We start from the raw sequence: 16,276 nt of genomic DNA, 5'->3' as shown, positions 1-16,276 counted from the left end.
CCGGTGGTGGCCGGCCGCGAAGCGGCCGGCCACCACCGAAGCCCATTTCTCATTCCGCAACAGCCCGCATGCGATCCCCGGTGCGGGAAATCAAGAGTCGTGCGGGAACGTCAGCGGAACCGCAGGGTTACATCGGCGAGGACGGGGGCGTCCTCGCGGTCGACCACCGTTGCGGCGATGGTCAATTCGTTGTCCTGCCGCCAGATGCGAGTGCGGATCGTCTCACCCGGATACAGCACCCCCGCGAACCGGGCGCGGAACCCGGTGATGCGGCTCGTATCCGAGCCGAGCACGGTGTCGGTGGCCGTCTTGCAGACGATGCCGTAGGTGCACAGTCCGTGCAGAATGGGCGCGGGAAACCCAGCGGCACGGGCGAATTCAGGATCCGAGTGCAGTGGGTTACGGTCGCCGCACATGCGATAGAGCAGCGCCTGCTGCGGCAGCGTCGGCGTGGTCACGTCGAAATCCGGTGCCCGATCGGGCAGTTCGGACTTGGTGCTCGGCCCACGCTCGCCGCCGAAACCGCCCTCACCACGCGCGAAGATCGAGGAACGCGCGGTCCACAGCGGCTCACCGTCGGAACCGGTGACGGTCTGCTCCTGCACGACCACCGCCGCGGAACCCTTATCCCACAGCTCGGCGATCCGTCCCGTGCTGGTCGCCTTGCCCGCAGCGGGGATCGGGCGATGCACCTCCACCTCCTGATGGCCGTGCACCACCTTCGCCAGGTCGATGTCGATGCCGGGGAACTTGACTCGCGGCGGCTCGGTCTCGTGCAGGGTCGGCGCGACGGTCGCGAACGTCGGCAGCACCTGGGGCGCACGGTCATCGAGATAGCGCAGCTCGGCCAAATCGGTCAACCGCGTGCCCGCGCCGAGGCCGAGCTGATACAGCTGCACGTCGGACGGTGTCCACGCGAACTCGCGGCTCGGCAGTTCCGCCCCGAGCGCGACTTTCGGATCGATGGGCATCAAGACTCCTTGCTGGACGGCAGCGGTCGGGTCGGCTGGTTCGCCCGCTTCTCGACAATGTCGAGCACAGCCAGGTAGCCGAAGGTGAGCGCGGGCCCGATGGTGGCGCCGGGGCCCGCGTAGGTGTGGCCCATCACCGGCGTCGAGCTGTTGCCCGCGGCGTAGAGGCCTTCGATCGGGCTCCCGTCCTCGCGCAGCACCCGGCCCGAGGTGTCGGCGACCAGGCCGCCCTTGGTGCCGAGATCGCCGGGCACGATCTTGGCGGCATAGAACGGGCCTTGGACCAGCGCGGCCAGGCACGGGTTCGGTTTCACCGTCGGGTCGCCGTAGTACCGGTCGTAGTGGCTGTCGCCGCGGCCGAAGTCCGCGTCCTTCCCGGTCTCGGCGAAGGTGTTGAAGCGGGCGACGGTGGCGGCGAGATCGGCCGAGGGGACACCGATCTTGCCGGCCAGCTCCTCCAGGGTGTCCGCCTTGACGATGTTGTCGTTCTCCAGCCAGCGCGACGGGAAACGCTGGCCAGGCTGCAGGCCGGCGAAGATGTAGCGGTTGCGGTAGCGCTGGTCGAAGACGAGCCAGGCCGGGATGTTCTCGCCGGGCCCCTCGCCCTGCCCGTACTCGCCGCCGTACATGGTGTGCACGGCCTCGACGTAGGGCGCCGACTCGTTGCCGAAGCGCTTGCCCTCGGCGTTGACCATGATGGTGCCCGGCAGATTGCGCTCGGCCAGCGCGAACCACGGCCGTCCGCCCTTGAAGATGGTCGGGCCCCACCAGGAGTCCTCCATGAAGCCGACGTCGCCGCCCGCCGCCATGCCGGCGACGATGCCGTCGCCGGTATTGGCGGCCGCGCCGGTGGTCCACTCGGTGGTGATGGGCTGGCGCTGGTATTTGGTGCGCAGTTCGGCGTTGTGCTCGAAGCCGCCGCTGCCGAGCACGACGCCGTAGCGCGCGGTGAAGGTGACGGGTTCGCCCTCGTGCTCGGCCTCGACCCCGGTGACCACGCCGTCCTTCAGCACGAGCCCGGTGAGCGGAGTGTTCAGCAGCACCGGCACATTCGCGTCGAGCAGCCCCTTGCGCATGGCGGCGATGATCGCCTGGCCCATGCCGAGGATGTGTTTGCCGGTGGCCTTGGCCAAGTAGGTGCGCGCGCCGACGCGCAGTGCGCGCGCGATGCCCTTCGGATGTCTGCGGATGAGGTTGAGCCGGACGAAATCGGCCTGCATGACGACGACGTTCAGCGGCGCCTTCGCGTACGGCGGTTCCAGGTTGGCCAGTTCCGCGCCGAGCACCTTGCCGTTGAACGGGGCCGGTTCGCAGGAGCGTCCCTCGCCGAGCCCGCCGGGTGCCTCCGGGTAGTAGTCGGAGTAGCCGGGCACCCACTTCATCTTCAGCGGGGTGTGGTCGAGCACGAAGTCGAAGGCCTCCGCGCCACGGTCGATGTAGGTGTCTATCCGGTCCTTGGGCACCACGTCGCCGATGATGCTGTGCAGGTAGGTGCGTGCCGCCTCGCGGTCGTCAGGTCGGCCGGACGCGCGAAGCGCCTTGTTGCCGGGGATCCAGACGCCACCGCCGGAGCGTGCGGTGGACCCGCCGTAGTGCGCGGCCTTCTCGATGAGCACCACGCTTAGCCCGTGGTGGGCGGCGGTGAGGGCGGCGGTCATGCCCGCAGCGCCGCTGCCGACGACCACCACATCGTATTCCCGATCAATCATGTAGAACACGTTATAGAATGATGCCGCCATTGGTCTATGTTGTGTGGCAGAAGACTTACCCGGCTTTTCATCTGTTGAGAAACTCGTTTCAGTTTCAGACCGGAGTGACGTACATGGGGTTCGATTGGGACCTGGTAGCCGACGTGGTCGTCGTCGGATACGGCGCGGCGGGCGCCAGCGCGGCGCTGGCGGCGGCGGCCGACGGCGCCCAGGTGCTCGTGCTGGAGCGGTTCGCCGGTGGCGGGGCGTCGGCGTTGTCCGGCGGCATCATCTACGCGGGCGGCGGGACATCGGTGCAGCAGGAGGCCGGTGTCGCGGATACGCCAGCGGCGATGCTCGCGTATCTGGAGCGCGAGGTCGGCGGCGCGGTGTCGCCCGAGACATTGCGTCGTTTCGTGGACGGCAGCCCGGCGATGATCGAGTGGCTGAAGGGCCATGGCGTTCCGTTCGAGGCGTCGCTGTGCCCGTACAAGACGTCGTACCCGAACGACAGCTACTACCTGTACTACTCGGGCAGTGAGATCTCCGGCGCGTTCCGGGACATCCCGGCGGCGCAGCGTGGGCATCGGGTCAAGGGCAAGGGTACCTCCGGCAAGCAGCTGACGGGTCCGCTCGCGGCCGCCGCCTCCCGGCTCGGCGTTCGAGTCGAAACCCTCACGCAGGCAACCCAACTGATCGTCGATGACGCGGGAACGGTGATCGGGGTCGAGTGCCGGACGCTGCGTGACGCGCCGGGCCGGATCCGCGACCGGTACACGCGGATGGCGCAGGTCGCGGCCAAGCCCGGCATCTACTATCCGCCGCTGCGTGCCGCGTTGGAGAAGCGGCTGGCTCGGTTGGATCGCCAGTACGGCACCACGATTCGCGTGCTCGCGCGTCGCGGGGTGGTGCTCAGTGCCGGTGGTTTCATCGCCAATCGGACGATGCTGCGCGAACACGCGCCGGACTATCGCGGCGGGCTCGCGCTCGGCACCACCGGTGACGATGGCAGCGGCATCCTGCTCGCGCAACGGGTCGGCGCGGCCACCGATCGGATGGGCAATGTTTCCGCGTGGCGATTCCTGTTGCCGCCAAGCGCTTTTACCGGCGCGGTGCTGGTCGATGCCGCGGGCCGCCGGGTCATCGACGAGACCAGATACGGCGCGGCGGTCGGCCACAAGCTCATCACCGAACACGGCGGCAAGGGCTGGCTGCTCGCCGACGATGAGTTGATGCGGACCGCGATCGGCCAGATCGGTAAGCAGGGCGCCTGGTTCCAGCGCGGGCAGTTCGAGGCGATGCGGCGCACCGCGATTCGCGGCGCCACCTTGGCAGTCGTTGCGGCGAAGGCAGGCATCGACGTGGTCGGGCTGCGGGCGACGGTGGACGCGCACAATGCCGCGATCGAGCACGGCACCCCTGATCCGGTGGGTAAGCCCGCCGAGTTCACCACACCGCTGAGTACCGGGCCGTTCTGGTTGTTGGACGTCGGCATCAAACCGAGCCTGGCCAATCCGTGTCCGATGCTCACCCTCGGCGGTGTCGTTGTCGACGAGCACACGGGCGCGGTGAAATCGACTGCCGGAACGGATATTCCGGGGCTCTTCGCGGCGGGTAGGACGGCCGTCGGCATCTGCTCGGAGTCCTACGTCAGCGGATTGTCGCTGTCGGACTGCGTCTTCTCCGGCCGCCGGGCCGGTCGGTCCGCGGCCGGGCTTTCCGAACAACCCGACGCACTCGATCAAGCAATAGTGGAAGGAAAATAGCGTGCTGTCCGATGCGGTACGAACCGAATTGGCCGATGAGCTCGAGCTTGCCGAACGGGATCGGGTGGCGATCGATCCACTGATCGCCCGGCATCCGGACATCGATGTGGTCGATGCCTACGAGATCCAGCTGATCAATATCCGGCGCAGGCTCGATACCGGCGCCAAGGTGGTCGGGCACAAGGTCGGCCTGTCGTCCAAGGCCATGCAGCAGATGATGGGTGTCGACGAGCCCGACTACGGTCATCTGCTCGCGGAAATGGAAGTCTACGAGGATGTTCCGGTCGAAGCGGGACGCTATCTGTTCCCGCGCGTCGAGGTGGAGGTCGGCTTCGTACTCGGCGCCGACCTGCCAGGCGCGGACTGCACCGAGGCCGACGTGCTCGCCGCGACAGTCGCTTTCGCGCCTGCCATCGAGCTGATCGACTCGCGGATCAAGGACTGGAAGATCGGTTTGACCGACACCATCTCCGACAACGCGTCCTCCGCCGGTTACGTGCTCGGCCCGGAACGGGTGGCGCCCAAGGACATCGACATCAAGGCGATCGACGCGGTGCTCACCCGCAACGGCGAGGTGGTGGCCGAGGGCCGCAGCGACGCCGTGCTCGGTGACCCGGTGATCGCGGTGGCCTGGCTGGCTCGCAAGGTCGCGAGCTTCGGGGTGCGGTTGAAGGCGGGCGACATCGTGCTGCCCGGCTCGTGCACCCGCGCCATCGACGCTAGGCCGGGCGACAAGTTTCATGCCGAGTTCGCTGGGCTCGGTTCTGTCCGTTTGCAATTCATCTAGGAGGCTTGTGGTGTCCGACAACGGGACCGTCACCGCCGCGATCGTCGGGTCCGGCAATATCAGTACCGATCTGCTCTACAAACTGCTGCGCTCCGCAGCGATCGAGCCGCGGTGGATGATCGGGATCGATCCCGACAGTGAGGGTTTGAAGCGGGCCAGGGGGCTGGGGCTGGAGACCTCGGCCGAGGGGGTGGATTGGCTGTTGGGCCAATCCGAGCTGCCCGACCTGATTTTCGAGGCGACCTCGGCGTATGTGCATCGCGCGGCCGCGCCGAAGTACGCCGAAGCCGGTATCCGCGCGGTGGATCTCACCCCGGCCGCCGTCGGGCCCGCCGTGGTGCCGCCGGTGAATCTCGGTGCCAATCTGGATGCGCCGAACGTCAACATGATCACCTGCGGTGGTCAGGCAACCATCCCGATCGTCGCCGCCGTATCTCGCGTGGTTCCGGTGGTTTACGCGGAGATCGTCGCCTCGGTGTCCTCGGTATCGGCGGGTCCTGGTACTCGCGCCAATATCGACGAGTTCACCAAGACCACCAGCCGTGGTGTCGAAACCATCGGCGGCGCACAGCGTGGCAAGGCGATCATCATTCTGAACCCGGCCGAGCCGCCGATGATCATGCGCGACACCATCTTCTGTGCCATCCCCGAGGATGCCGACACCGATGCCATCACCGACTCCATCCACCGGATGGTCGCCGACATCCAGAAGTATGTACCCGGTTACCGCCTGTTGAACGATCCGCAGTACGACCTGCCGTCGGTGATATCCGGTGGTATGGCGAAGGTTTCGGTGTTCGTCGAGGTCGAAGGCGCTGGCGATTTCCTGCCGCCTTATGCGGGCAACCTCGACATCATGACCGCCGCCGCGACGCAGGTCGGCGAGGTCATCGCGGGTCAGATCGTCTCGGCACGGGTGTAAGGGAGCGAAAATATGGCTTACTCAACAGAACTCGACATCCGCGTCACCGACACCTCGCTGCGCGACGGATCGCATCACAAGCGTCACCAGTTCACCGCCACCGAGGTCCGCGATATCGTCGCCGCGCTCGACGGCGCGCGGGTGCCCGTCATCGAGGTGACCCACGGCGACGGGCTCGGCGGATCCTCGTTCAACTACGGCTTCTCCAAAACCCCTGAGCAGGAACTGATCAAGATCGCCGCCGAGACGGCGATCCAGGCCAAGATCGCGGTCCTGATGCTGCCCGGTGTCGGGGTCAAAGAGGACATCAAGATCTCCCAGGACAACGGCGCCTCGATCTGCCGCATCGCCACCCACTGCACCGAGGCCGACGTCTCCATCCAGCACTTCGGCCTGGCCCGCGAGCTCGGCCTGGAAACCGTTGGCTTCCTGATGATGTCGCACAGCCAGCCCCCGGAGGTGCTGGCCAAACAGGCTCGCATCATGGCCGACGCCGGCTGCCAGTGCGTCTACGTCGTCGACTCCGCCGGAGCCCTCGTGCTCGACCAGGTCACCGACCGCGTCGCCGCCCTCGTCGCCGAACTCGGTACCGACGCCCAAGTCGGCTTCCACGGCCACGAGAACCTCGACCTCGCCGTCGCCAACTCCATCTACGCCATCCGCGCGGGCGCAACCCAAATCGACGGTAGCGCAAGACGTTTCGGTGCCGGAGCAGGCAACACCCCCGTCGAGGCCCTGGTCGGCGTCTGCGACAAACTCGACATCAAAACCGGCATCGATTTCTACGCCATCGCCGACGCCGCCGAAGACGTAGTCCGCCCCGCCATGCCCCAGGAATGCCTCCTCGACCGATCCTCCCTCATGATGGGCTACGCGGGCGTCTACTCCAGCTTCCTCAAGCACGCCGAACGCCAAGCCGACCGCTACGGCGTCTCCGCCGCCGAAATGCTCGTCCGCGCAGGCAAACGCAAACTAGTCGGCGGCCAGGAAGACCAACTCATCGACATCGCCCTAGAACTCCAGCGCGAAAAAGAAACCGTCCCCACCCCCTGACGCGCGAATGGCTGATGTCGCGGTACCCCACCGCGACATCAGGGGCTGGTCTCCTTGCCGTCAGAGGGGGGATCGTCATGGGCGGTCAACCGATCTCTGCCCAGCTCTACGACCGCGCTTTTCTCCAGCAGGCAGATGATTTGATCCAGATGCTCGTTGAAGAGCCGTAGCAGCGCGACATTGGTGATGTTGCCAGTTGCGACGATCAGCAGCGATCGTGGGCAACGGTCGAGCACATGCCCAATCCAGAAGTCGCGGTCTTTAGATACGACTACACGGTTTTCGCGGTCCGCACGCTTGGCAATATCCGCATCCGTAGTGCGGTTCCCTTGCAGTAGCTCGGAGGTATGCACCGCGTCGTGCCCCTTGGTGCACAGGAACTCCGCGACCTTGCGGGGGAGCTGTGCGTCGACGAGGAATTTCACGCAGCGTTGAACGGGATCGTGGTCCGCTGGGCAGTCACGATCGCAGCGTACTCGAGCGCTGCCAGAATGTCGTCGACTTCCAGGTCTGGATAGTCGGCAAGGATCTCGTCCATGCTCATCCCTGCCGCAAGGAGCTCGAGCAGCATCTCTACCGGGTAGCGCATACCCCGCACGACAGGTTTGCCGTGACAGATTGTCGGGTCCGCGGTGATGCGATCGAGTCGGGACATAGTCACTACTCTACGGTTTAACGCTCAGAAGTAAGCGTTAAACCAGGTCGTCGGAGTGACCTGCGGCCGCTCGGCGGGCAGTGAGTGAGTCACAACCAGGTGTCGAGGGTGGTTGTGGTGAGGAAGTGTTCGAGGTCGGCGCGCCAGGGGGCGGGGGTGGTTTTGTCGGGTTCTATGGCGGTGTATTGGCCGCGGTAGAAGAGGAGGGGGCGGCCGGTGGTGGTGGATTCGGTGAGGGCTTGGACTCGGCCGATGACTATGTGGTGGTCGCCGCCGTCTACCACGCTGTCCACCGTGCATTCGATGGTGGCGAGGGCGTCGTCGAGGACGGGAAGGGTAAGGGGGGAGGTGTGCCAGGAGGCGTCGGCGAACTTGTCGGGTTCGCGGGAGCCGAAGCGGGCGCAGAGCTCGCGTTGTTCTTCGGCGAGGACGTTGACGCAGAAGCGGCCGGATTGTTCGATGGCCGCCCAGGAGCGCGAGGTCTTGGTGGGGCAGAACAGGATCAGGGGTGGGTCGAGGGAGAGGGCGGCGAAGGACTGGCAGGCGAACCCGATCGGCGCGTCGGCATCGTCGAAGGTGGTGATGACGGTGATGCCGGTGCAGAACTGGCCGAGCACATTGCGGAAGGCCCGTGCGTCGATCTCGGGTTCGGTCATCGTTTCGCTCGCCCTCTCAGTCACTGCGTGCGCTGCCCGACCGTGAAGTCGTGACCCCACAGGCTCACGGCGGTGGATTCGCGGGCAATCCAATCATTGTCGTCGACTTCGAGTCCCTCGCAGCCGAATTCGACATCGAATCCGCCCGGCGTCTTCATATAGAAGGAGAGCATCTTGTCGTTGACGTGACGGCCGAGGGTGGCCGACATGCGAACCTTTTTGCGCAGCGCGCGATCAAGGCACAGCCCGACATCGTCGGCGTCCTCCACCTCGAGCATCAGGTGCACGATGCCGCTCTGCGTCGGCATGGGCAGGAACGCGAGCGAGTGGTGCCGCGGGTTGCAGCCGAAGAAGCGCAGCCAGGCGGGTTCGCCGTCGGCCGGGCGCCCGACCATCTGCGGCGGCAGCCGCATCGAGTCGCGCAGCCGGAAGCCGAGCACGTCCCGGTAGAACTCCAGCGCGGCCTTGTCGTCCTTGGTGCTGAGCACCACGTGCCCGAGCCCCTGCTCCTCGGTGACGAACCGGTGCCCGTAGGGGCTCACCAGCCGCCGATGTTCCAGTGCCGCACCGTGAAACGCCTCGAGGGTGTTTCCGGAGGGGTCATCGAAGCGGATCAGCTCGTGCACGCGCCGATCGGCGAGTTCGGCAGCCGTGCCCTCCTTGTAGGGCACTCCGGCGCCGTCGAGTCGAGTCCGAATATCCTGCAGCTCTTCGGCATTGGCGGTTTCCCAGCCCGAGATCTGCAGTTCGTCCTTCTCGCCGGGCACGATCACCAGCCGAGCAGGGAACTCATCCATCCGCAGATACAGCGCGTCCGGATTCCCGCCCTTGCCTTCGACCATGCCGAGCACCTTGAGGCCGTACTCGCGCCAGGCGGCCATATCGGTCGCCTCGATGCGCAGGTACGCCAGTGATCGAATCCCCATCACTTCTCCTTGGAACCGGCGAGGAAATCGATGGTCAGCCGGTTGAATTCGTGGAACTTCTCCAACTGTGCCCAGTGCCCGCACCCGCCGAACACGTGCAGCTGCACCCGCGGGATCACCTTGGTCGCGATGAGCGCCCCGTCGAGCGGGTTGACCCGGTCCTCACGTCCCCAGATCAGCAGCACCGGCTGACGCAACTTGTAGGCGTCACGCCAGAGCATGCCCTTCTCGAAATCCGCACCGGCGAACGACTTTCCCATCGCCCTGGCCGCGGCGAGCGACTCGGGCGTGCTCGCCATGGCGAACCGTTCGTCGATCAGCTCGTCGGTGATCAGCGACTGATCGAAGACCATGATCCGCAGGAACGCCTCCAGATTGTCCCTGGTCGGCTCGTAGCTGAACTTGCCGAGCAGCTTCACACCCTCGGTCGGGTCCGGCGCGAACAGGTTGGTGCTCAACCCGCCAGGACCCATCAGCACCAGCTTTCCGGCCTGGTCCGGGTAGTCCAGCGCGAACCGAACGGCCGTGCCGCCGCCGAGCGAATTGCCGAGCAGATGCACCCGCGAGGTGATCTGCAGATGATCGAGCAGATCCTTCAGCGCCGACGCGCTGTGCACGAAGTACTGCGGGTGCTCGGTCGGCTTGTCCGAGCGGCCGTACCCGGGCTGATCCACGGCGAGCACATGAAAGCTCTGCGCGAGCACCGCGATATTGCGGGAGAAGTTCGACCACGAGGAGGCGCCGGGCCCGCCGCCGTGCAGCAGCACGATCGTCGGCCCGTTGCCGATGCCCGCCTCGTGATAGTGCAGCCGCAGATCCGGGCGCACCTGCGCGTAGCGGGAGGTCGATTCGGCGGTGAGTTCCACGGTAGAGGTCATGGCAGCTCCTACACCATCGCGTCGGTGACGGGCAGCCCGAACTCGTGCTGGCCGTACATCTGGTATGCCCGTTCGGGATCGTTGGCCGCGTGCACCCGGCCCGCGTGCGCGTCGCGCCAGAAGCGTTGCAGCGGAGTGCCATTGGCTAACGCGGTGGCACCGGAGCTCTCGAAGAGCTTATCGATCGCGGCGATCGAACGCCCGGTGGCCCTGACCTGGTCGCGACGTGCCCGCACCCGCAGGTCGAACGGAATCTCCTTGCCCGCCAACAGTAGTGCGTATTCGTCGGCGACATTGCCGGACAACTGCCGCCAGGCCGCGTCGATATCGCTGGACGCCTCCGCGACGCGCACCTTGGCGAACGGATCGTCCTTGGCCTTCTCGCCCGCGTAGGCCGCGCGGATCCGCTTGCCCTGGTGCTCGACGTGCGCGTCGTACGCGCCGTAGGCCATGCCGACGATCGGTGTCGCGATGGTCGTGGGATGGATTGTGCCCCAGGGCATCTTGTACACCGGGTCGGTGTTCTGCGCCAGGCCGGGCGATTTCTGTTCGCTCATCTTGCGGAAGCTGAGGAATCGGTGTGTCGGGACGAAAACGTCTTTCACCACAACGGTATTGGATCCGGTACCGCGCAGCCCGACGACGTTCCAGACGTCATCGATCTGATAGTCGTCGCGCGGGATGAGGAAGCTGCCGAAGTCGACCGGCTTGCCGTCCTTGATCACCGGGCCGCCGAGCACCGCCCAGGTGGCGTGGTCCGAACCCGACGACCAGGCCCACGAGCCGTTGACGAGGTAGCCGCCCTCGGTCACCACGCCGGCGCCCATCGGCGCGTACGACGAGGAGATCCGCACCTCGGTGTCCTCGCCCCAGACGTCTTGCTGTGCCTGCTGGTCGAACAGCGCCAGATGCCAATTGTGTACGCCGACAATGCCTGCCACCCAGCCGGTGGATCCGCACGCACTCGCCAGCTTGCGCACCGTGTCGTAGAAGACCACCGGGTCGGCCGCGTGACCGCCCCACTGCTTGGGCTGCAGCAGCCGGAAGAACCCGGTCTCCTGCAACGCCTTGATGGATTCGTCGGGGATGCGCCGCAGGTCCTCGGCCTCCTGCGCGCGCTCGCGCAGGGTCGGCAACAGCGCGTCGACCCGTTCGGTCACTTCTTGCGTCATCTCGGGACCTGCTCCTGCCTGGTCAATTGGATAACCGGTACTCATTTGCCTCTGAGACTAGAACAGGTTCTTATTTCTGTCGAGAACCGGTGTCGATTGTGCGTCATGGATGGACATGTGCAGGAAGTGACCGGAATCGCTGGCGTGGAACGCCACATTTTTGTAACGTGTTCTAGTACAGAAGGAGGAGGATTCGCGATGGCAGTTAGCCCACAGGGGAGCGGTGCGAAGGTCCGGGAGCTCGATGTCGGTACCGTGCCCACCCGCTATGCGAGGGGATGGCATTGCCTCGGTCTGGCCAAGTCGTTCCGCGACGGCAAGCCGCACGCGGTGAATGTGTTCGGTACCAAGCTCGTGATCTGGGCCGACAGCGGCGACGAGCTGCGCGTGCTCGATGCCTACTGCAGGCATATGGGCGGCGATCTGAGCATGGGCGAGGTCAAGGGTGACGACATCGCCTGCCCGTTCCACGACTGGCGCTGGTCCGGCACGAACGGCAAATGCACCGCGATTCCCTATGGCAAGCGCGTGCCGCCATTGGCGCGCACCCGCAAATGGACCACGCTGGAGCGCAACGGCCAGCTGTTCGTCTGGCACGACGTCGAGGGCAGCCAGCCACCGCCGGAGGTGACAATCCCCCATATCAAGGGCCCTTACACCGATGCGGACGGCAACCCGGTCGAGCAGCTCGACAGCGGCTGGACCGACTGGACCTGGAATTCCATGCTGATCGAGGGCGCCAACTGCCGCGAGATCATCGACAACGTGGTCGACATGGCGCACTTCTTCTACATCCACTTCGCCTTCCCGACCTTCTTCAAGAACATCTTCGAGGGGCATATCGCCACTCAGTACTTGAATACCAAGGGCAGGCCGGACATCGGGATGGCGTCGAAATACGGCGGCGACACCACGCTGACCTCGGAGGCCTCGTACTTCGGGCCGTCCTACATGATCAATCCGCTTGTCAATCTCTACACCGGCTACGAGGTCAAGAGCGTCCTGATCAACTGCCACTACCCGGTGACCCAGGACTCCTTCGTGCTGCAATGGGGCATCACGCTGGAAAAGCCGAAGGGCGTCGAGGGCGAGATGGCGGACAAGCTGGCGGCCAAGATGACCGAGGGCATCAGCGTCGGCTTCCTACAGGATGTCGAGATCTGGAAGCACAAGTCCAAGGTCGAGAATCCGCTGCTCTGTGAGGAAGACGGCCCGGTCTACCAGTTGCGTCGCTGGTACGACCAGTTCTATGTCGACCTCGCCGACGTCACCGACAAGATGACCCAGCGCTTCGAGTTCGAGGTGGACACCACCAAGGCCAACGAGGTGTGGGAGGCCGAGGTCGCGGAGAATCTGCGCCGCAAGCGGGAGGTCGACGCGGCCGCCGCCGACCAGGCGGAGGCCGGGGTCTGATGGCCACCTGGGCGAAAGCACCCGACTTCGCCGACCAACCGGCGCGGCAGGCCGAAGTGCGCGCCCAGACCGTGGTCGACAAGCAGCACTATCTGGAGCAGGGCCTGACACCGCTGCGGTGTCAGGCATGCCAGAGTCAGGTCATGGTGCGCAAGAGCAGTTCGCACCAGACCTCGGTGCAGTGGACCGAGCCGCCGCAGACGCACTGCCCTGTCTTCGCGGAGCTCAGCAGGAACGGGGCCGGTCTCGGCCGCCCCGACTCCTGCCCGCAGCTGGAGAAGACGATCAAGTGGGCCGTGGACGAGGGCGTGGTCGAAGTTCCGGAGTAGTCGCCGGATTCGGCCGCGTGACAACGTCGGCGGCGATCGTATGGGCAGTTCGCCAAGGCGCACCTGAGCGTTTTCCCCTGCCGCGTCGGCTGCTCTATTGTCCGGACGGAACTGTTCCGGAGATAGGGGGCGCGCGATGGGCGTGACTGGGTTCGCCGCACTCGCGGCACGGTTGACGATTCCGTTGATCGCCGCGCCGATGTTCCAGGTCTCCGGGCCGGAGCTGGTGATCGCGGCCTGCCGGGCCGGCGTGATCGGCGCCTTTCCGACGGTGAATGCCCGTACAACGGAACAACTCTCGCAGTGGTTGTCGGAGATCGATGCCGCCCTGGCAGCCGGTGATGGACCGCGGCCCGCCCCGGTCGCGGCGAATCTGATTGTGCACCCGGGGAATGCGCGGCTGCTGCCGGATCTGCGGGTGCTGTGTGCGCAGCCGACGGAGATCGTGATCACCTCGGTCGGGACGCCGCGCGATGTGGTCGGCCCGCTGCACGAGGTCGGCTCGCTTGTCCTCGCGGACGTGGCCTCGGTGCATCACGCGCGACGTGCGATCGAGTGCGGGGTCGATGGGTTGATCCTGCTCACCGCCGGTGCGGGCGGCCAAACGGGGTGGGCCAATCCCTTCGCGTTCGTCCGTGCCGTGCGCGAATTCTTCGATGGGCCAGTCGTTTTGGCCGGTGGTGTGTCCGATGGTGTCGCCCTGCGCGCGGCGATCACCCTGGGTGCGGACCTGGCCTACATGGGCACCAAGTTCCTCGCCACGGCCGAGAGTATGGCCGCGCCCGCGCACAAGGATCTGGTGGCCGCCTCGACCCTCGATGACGTGGTGCTGACCTCCGCGTTCACCGGTCTACCGACCAACATGCTGGCAGGTTCGATGCAGTCGGTCGGCATCGATGTCGCCGCCCTTCGAGCTGGAACCTTCGACACCGCAGCACATTTCACAGGCTCCGCCGCACCGAAGAACTGGTCGGACATCTGGAGTGCCGGCCACGCCGCGTCCGGTGTCACCGAGGTGCTCGGCGTCGCCGAACTCGTCGACCGGACGCGCCGCGAATACGCCGGAGCGTGAAGTCAGTCCATCTGGAAGTCGGCGAAGTCGAAGCCGGGGGAGACGAAGCAGCTCACCAGTACGTATTCGTCGCCTGCCGGTCGGGCGGCTTGGCTGGTCCCGCCCGGTATCACGGCCTGTAGCACCTGACCGTGCTCGACATCGGGTCCGAGGGTGATCTCCTCGCCGCCGATATTCAGGGTCAGCGGGCCGCCGCGATGCCAAAGCCACAGCTCATCGGAGCGGACGGTGTGCGGTGCGGACTGTTCGCCGGGCAGCAGCAGGAAGTAGATCGCGGTTGCGCTTGACCGCGCGCCGTCATAGCCTTCCGGCTTGAATTCCACGGCGCTGCGCCAGGTTTCGCGGAACCAGCCCCCCTCGGGGTGTGGTGCCAGGTCGAGGGCGGCGGCGAGTTCGGGTCGGTTGTCGGTCATCATTCGACTATGCCTGATTCGTGCACGGTGGTGCCGGACACCCAGGTGAAAAACCAGGTGACCGGAGCTGAACTGTCGCGCTACCTTGGCTGAACACTATGGTGGGTGTAGCTCAGCTGGTCAGAGCGCCTGGTTGTGATCCAGGAGGTCGCGGGTTCGAACCCCGTCACTCACCCCGAAGAGGCGGCATGGTGCAGGGGTGGACATTCTCAGCGAGACCATCGCCACCATCCGCACCGGCAGCCCGACCTCCGGCATGTTCATCCGGCACGCACCGTGGGGTCGCGGCTATCCTGTGGTCCCCGGCGCCGGTTTCCATGTCGTGTTGCAGGGCTCCTGCTGGCTGGTGCCGCCGAACGGGGCACCGATGGCGCTCGGCGTCGGCGACGTGGTTTTCATGCCGCGCGGCACCGTCGACCTGCTCGCCGCCGACCTCGCCGAACCGCGTCAGGGTAGCGACGCCGCAGTTCCGGCATTGCTCGAGACGATGCTGCTGTTCATCCTGCGCGCCTGGCTCGACGAACAGTCCACCGCGCAAACTACCGGCTGGGCAGGCGCTTTCGCCGATCCGGCGGTCGCCGCCGCGCTGCGTGCCGTACACGAGGAACCCGCCCGATCCTGGACCGTCCCTGACCTCAGCCACATCGCGGGCGTCTCCCGAGCCACCCTCGCGCGCCGCTTCACCGCCACCGTCGGCGAACCACCCCTCACCTACGTCACCCGCTGGCGTATGCTCACCGCCGCCCGCCTACTCCGCGACACCGACGCCCCGCTCGCCGCAGTGGCCAGAAAAGTCGGCTACACCTCCGAATTCGCCTTCGCGAAGGCATTCAAGCGCGAATACGGTCTTCCCCCAGGCCAATACCGCCGCGCCGAAGACAAGCCCCCGCTCATCGCCGTCTAACGCAGCCGCGCACCTTCTGATTTCCCGCACCGGGAATCGCATGAGACGGCCCGGACGCAGACTGCCTGGTGACGACCAAGGTCGCAGGTGCTCCACTGGATGAGGAGTTGCTAGCGTGTACGCAGTCATGTGTACACTGTGAATATGAGTGAGATCAGCACCCGCGAACTACGCACCAACCTGGCGAAATACATCGATGCCGCCGAGTCTGGTGAGCAGGTGATCATTCTCCGCGACGGCACCCCGGCCGCTGCGCTGGTTCCCCTGTCCGTGGTGGAAGCGGTCGATGACGCCGAAGACGAAATGTTGGCACGGGAGGCCGCCGCCCGCCTCGCCGCCGGTGAGAAGACCTCTAGCATGGCCGAAGTGCTCGCCGACATTTTCGAGGCGCGTAGGTGAAATATGCGTTTCAGTTCCTCGAGTCGGCCCGGCGTGAACTGCGAGACCTGGAACAACGAGACGCGATGCGCATTCTCACCGCGCTCACTGTCCTTGGCGACGATCCGTACGCCGAGGGGTTGGCCATCCGAAAGTTGGTGAACGTGGATGCCTACCGCCTGCGGGTCGGCCGCTTCCGAGTCGTCTATCAAGTGCAAGACGATGTGCTGGTGATCCTGGTTGTGAAGGTCGGGTGGCGTCGGGACGCGTACCGCGATCTCTGACCGGCTACC

Annotated in this window: 19 protein-coding genes and 1 tRNA gene; 11 read left to right on the top strand and 9 right to left on the bottom strand. The window is 65.9% G+C overall.

Annotated features, from left to right (window positions below):
• Positions 1-110 precede the first annotated feature (110 nt).
• A complete protein-coding gene (locus OG203_RS22485; RefSeq protein WP_405167573.1) occupies positions 111-971 on the bottom strand; it encodes a MaoC/PaaZ C-terminal domain-containing protein in 861 nt (286 codons plus the stop codon).
• On the bottom strand, positions 971-2,689 hold the full coding sequence (gene kstD / locus OG203_RS22480; protein ID WP_405167952.1) for a 3-oxosteroid 1-dehydrogenase: 1,719 nt from the start codon (positions 2,687-2,689) through the stop codon (positions 971-973). Before kstD ends, OG203_RS22485 begins: the two co-directional genes overlap by 1 nt.
• Before the next feature lie 104 nt (positions 2,690-2,793).
• Between kstD and OG203_RS22475 the strand changes: the two genes are divergently transcribed.
• Genes OG203_RS22475 through dmpG form a run of 4 tightly spaced genes read left to right on the top strand, consistent with a single transcriptional unit; the run spans position 2,794 to position 7,187 of the window.
• Positions 2,794-4,425 (top strand): FAD-binding protein, encoded by a 1,632-nt coding sequence (locus OG203_RS22475; RefSeq protein ID WP_405167572.1) that lies wholly within the window; start codon positions 2,794-2,796, stop codon positions 4,423-4,425.
• 1 nt (position 4,426) lies between these two features.
• Positions 4,427-5,212, top strand: a complete 786-nt coding sequence (locus OG203_RS22470) for a 2-keto-4-pentenoate hydratase (RefSeq protein WP_405167571.1) — start codon at positions 4,427-4,429, stop codon at positions 5,210-5,212.
• Between the two features lie 10 nt (positions 5,213-5,222).
• Entirely contained in the window at positions 5,223-6,134 is a 912-nt protein-coding gene (locus OG203_RS22465) for an acetaldehyde dehydrogenase (acetylating) (protein ID WP_405167570.1), read from the top strand.
• Positions 6,135-6,146: 12 nt separating this feature from the next.
• Complete coding sequence (dmpG, locus tag OG203_RS22460) at positions 6,147-7,187, top strand: 4-hydroxy-2-oxovalerate aldolase (RefSeq protein ID WP_405167569.1); 1,041 nt, start codon at positions 6,147-6,149, stop codon at positions 7,185-7,187.
• A 38-nt stretch (positions 7,188-7,225) separates the two neighbouring features.
• Here dmpG and OG203_RS22455 read toward each other — a convergent pair whose 3' ends face one another.
• From OG203_RS22455 to hsaA, 6 genes are all read right to left on the bottom strand, one after another.
• Positions 7,226-7,612, bottom strand: a complete 387-nt coding sequence (locus tag OG203_RS22455) for a DUF5615 family PIN-like protein (protein WP_405167568.1) — start codon at positions 7,610-7,612, stop codon at positions 7,226-7,228.
• Positions 7,609-7,842, bottom strand: a complete 234-nt coding sequence (locus OG203_RS22450) for a DUF433 domain-containing protein (RefSeq protein WP_405167567.1) — start codon at positions 7,840-7,842, stop codon at positions 7,609-7,611. Before OG203_RS22450 ends, OG203_RS22455 begins: the two co-directional genes overlap by 4 nt.
• Before the next feature lie 89 nt (positions 7,843-7,931).
• Positions 7,932-8,498 (bottom strand): 3-hydroxy-9,10-secoandrosta-1,3,5(10)-triene-9,17-dione monooxygenase reductase subunit, encoded by a 567-nt coding sequence (hsaB, locus tag OG203_RS22445; RefSeq protein ID WP_405167566.1) that lies wholly within the window; start codon positions 8,496-8,498, stop codon positions 7,932-7,934.
• A 20-nt stretch (positions 8,499-8,518) separates the two neighbouring features.
• The gene (gene hsaC / locus OG203_RS22440) at positions 8,519-9,424 is read right to left on the bottom strand and encodes an iron-dependent extradiol dioxygenase HsaC (RefSeq protein ID WP_405167565.1); all 906 of its coding nucleotides are present in this window, start codon (positions 9,422-9,424) and stop codon (positions 8,519-8,521) included.
• Complete coding sequence (gene hsaD, locus OG203_RS22435) at positions 9,424-10,302, bottom strand: 4,5:9,10-diseco-3-hydroxy-5,9,17-trioxoandrosta-1(10),2-diene-4-oate hydrolase (RefSeq protein WP_405167564.1); 879 nt, start codon at positions 10,300-10,302, stop codon at positions 9,424-9,426. The genes hsaC and hsaD overlap by 1 nt, the downstream gene beginning before the upstream one ends.
• Before the next feature lie 8 nt (positions 10,303-10,310).
• On the bottom strand, positions 10,311-11,474 hold the full coding sequence (gene hsaA / locus OG203_RS22430) for a 3-hydroxy-9,10-secoandrosta-1,3,5(10)-triene-9,17-dione monooxygenase oxygenase subunit (protein WP_405167563.1): 1,164 nt from the start codon (positions 11,472-11,474) through the stop codon (positions 10,311-10,313).
• 198 nt (positions 11,475-11,672) lie between these two features.
• On the opposite strand from hsaA, the gene OG203_RS22425 reads away from it, so the two are divergent.
• The 3 genes from OG203_RS22425 to OG203_RS22415 all read left to right on the top strand — a co-directional run bounded on the left by OG203_RS22425 (position 11,673) and on the right by OG203_RS22415 (position 14,288).
• The gene (locus tag OG203_RS22425) at positions 11,673-12,887 is read left to right on the top strand and encodes a Rieske 2Fe-2S domain-containing protein (RefSeq protein WP_405167562.1); all 1,215 of its coding nucleotides are present in this window, start codon (positions 11,673-11,675) and stop codon (positions 12,885-12,887) included.
• A complete protein-coding gene (locus OG203_RS22420; RefSeq protein ID WP_405167561.1) occupies positions 12,887-13,216 on the top strand; it encodes a hypothetical protein in 330 nt (109 codons plus the stop codon). Before OG203_RS22425 ends, OG203_RS22420 begins: the two co-directional genes overlap by 1 nt.
• A gap of 136 nt (positions 13,217-13,352) precedes the next feature.
• Complete coding sequence (locus OG203_RS22415) at positions 13,353-14,288, top strand: NAD(P)H-dependent flavin oxidoreductase (RefSeq protein WP_405167560.1); 936 nt, start codon at positions 13,353-13,355, stop codon at positions 14,286-14,288.
• Between the two features lie 2 nt (positions 14,289-14,290).
• Here OG203_RS22415 and OG203_RS22410 read toward each other — a convergent pair whose 3' ends face one another.
• The gene (locus OG203_RS22410) at positions 14,291-14,701 is read right to left on the bottom strand and encodes a cupin domain-containing protein (RefSeq protein ID WP_405167559.1); all 411 of its coding nucleotides are present in this window, start codon (positions 14,699-14,701) and stop codon (positions 14,291-14,293) included.
• A 101-nt stretch (positions 14,702-14,802) separates the two neighbouring features.
• On the opposite strand from OG203_RS22410, the gene OG203_RS22405 reads away from it, so the two are divergent.
• The 4 genes from OG203_RS22405 (at position 14,803) to OG203_RS22390 (ending at position 16,267) form a co-directional block, all read left to right on the top strand.
• Positions 14,803-14,876, top strand: a tRNA-His gene (locus OG203_RS22405).
• Between the two features lie 24 nt (positions 14,877-14,900).
• Positions 14,901-15,605: an AraC family transcriptional regulator gene (locus OG203_RS22400; RefSeq protein ID WP_405167558.1), complete on the top strand. Its 705-nt coding sequence runs from the start codon at positions 14,901-14,903 to the stop codon at positions 15,603-15,605.
• A 144-nt stretch (positions 15,606-15,749) separates the two neighbouring features.
• On the top strand, positions 15,750-16,004 hold the full coding sequence (locus OG203_RS22395) for a type II toxin-antitoxin system Phd/YefM family antitoxin (protein ID WP_405167557.1): 255 nt from the start codon (positions 15,750-15,752) through the stop codon (positions 16,002-16,004).
• Positions 16,001-16,267 carry a type II toxin-antitoxin system RelE/ParE family toxin gene (locus tag OG203_RS22390; protein WP_405167556.1) on the top strand — a complete coding sequence of 89 codons (267 nt, stop codon included), beginning with the start codon at positions 16,001-16,003 and terminating at the stop codon, positions 16,265-16,267. The genes OG203_RS22395 and OG203_RS22390 overlap by 4 nt, the downstream gene beginning before the upstream one ends.
• Positions 16,268-16,276 lie beyond the last annotated feature (9 nt).

The sequence above is a fragment of the Nocardia sp. NBC_01499 genome (genome assembly GCF_045040275.1).
Taxonomy (GTDB): Bacteria; Actinomycetota; Actinomycetes; order Mycobacteriales; family Mycobacteriaceae; genus Nocardia.
The sequence above is the reverse complement of the archived record's forward strand: the minus strand, read 5'-3'. Positions and strand labels throughout refer to the sequence as shown.